Origin of the sequence: Collinsella sp. OF02-10 (genome assembly GCF_003463445.1) — a bacterium.
In the GTDB taxonomy this organism is placed as follows: domain Bacteria; phylum Actinomycetota; class Coriobacteriia; order Coriobacteriales; family Coriobacteriaceae; genus Collinsella.
The window spans coordinates 310-1,677 of the sequence record NZ_QSCW01000045.1; the positions used below are offsets into that span (position 1 = coordinate 310).

Genomic DNA, 1,368 nt, shown 5'->3' on the forward strand with positions numbered 1-1,368 from the left:
GAAGCGAGTGGCGAACGGCTGAGTAACACGTGGAGAACCTGCCCCCTCCCCCGGGATAGCCGCCCGAAAGGACGGGTAATACCGGATACCCCGGGGTGCCGCATGGCACCCCGGCTAAAGCCCCGACGGGAGGGGATGGCTCCGCGGCCCATCAGGTAGACGGCGGGGTGACGGCCCACCGTGCCGACAACGGGTAGCCGGGTTGAGAGACCGACCGGCCAGATTGGGACTGAGACACGGCCCAGACTCCTACGGGAGGCAGCAGTGGGGAATCTTGCGCAATGGGGGGAACCCTGACGCAGCGACGCCGCGTGCGGGACGGAGGCCTTCGGGTCGTAAACCGCTTTCAGCAGGGAAGAGTCAAGACTGTACCTGCAGAAGAAGCCCCGGCTAACTACGTGCCAGCAGCCGCGGTAATACGTAGGGGGCGAGCGTTATCCGGATTCATTGGGCGTAAAGCGCGCGTAGGCGGCCCGGCAGGCCGGGGGTCGAAGCGGGGGGCTCAACCCCCCGAAGCCCCCGGAACCTCCGCGGCTTGGGTCCGGTAGGGGAGGGTGGAACACCCGGTGTAGCGGTGGAATGCGCAGATATCGGGTGGAACACCGGTGGCGAAGGCGGCCCTCTGGGCCGAGACCGACGCTGAGGCGCGAAAGCTGGGGGAGCGAACAGGATTAGATACCCTGGTAGTCCCAGCCGTAAACGATGGACGCTAGGTGTGGGGGGACGATCCCCCCGTGCCGCAGCCAACGCATTAAGCGTCCCGCCTGGGGAGTACGGCCGCAAGGCTAAAACTCAAAGGAATTGACGGGGGCCCGCACAAGCAGCGGAGCATGTGGCTTAATTCGAAGCAACGCGAAGAACCTTACCAGGGCTTGACATATGGGTGAAGCGGGGGAGACCCCGTGGCCGAGAGGAGCCCATACAGGTGGTGCATGGCTGTCGTCAGCTCGTGTCGTGAGATGTTGGGTTAAGTCCCGCAACGAGCGCAACCCCCGCCGCGTGTTGCCATCGGGTGATGCCGGGAACCCACGCGGGACCGCCGCCGTCAAGGCGGAGGAGGGCGGGGACGACGTCAAGTCATCATGCCCCTTATGCCCTGGGCTGCACACGTGCTACAATGGCCGGTACAGAGGGATGCCACCCCGCGAGGGGGAGCGGATCCCGGAAAGCCGGCCCCAGTTCGGATTGGGGGCTGCAACCCGCCCCCATGAAGTCGGAGTTGCTAGTAATCGCGGATCAGCATGCCGCGGTGAATGCGTTCCCGGGCCTTGTACACACCGCCCGTCACACCACCCGAGTCGTCTGCACCCGAAGTCGCCGGCCCAACCGTCAAGGGGGGAGGCGCCGAAGGTGTGGAGGGTGAGGGGG

At 65.9% G+C, this 1,368-nt stretch carries 1 rRNA gene (only partly in view); it reads left to right on the top strand.

Annotated elements, in window-relative coordinates:
• Positions 1-1,368: ribosomal RNA gene (locus DXA43_RS10105) — 16S ribosomal RNA — on the top strand; its annotated part reaches 129 nt to the left of the window's first position; the annotation flags it as partial.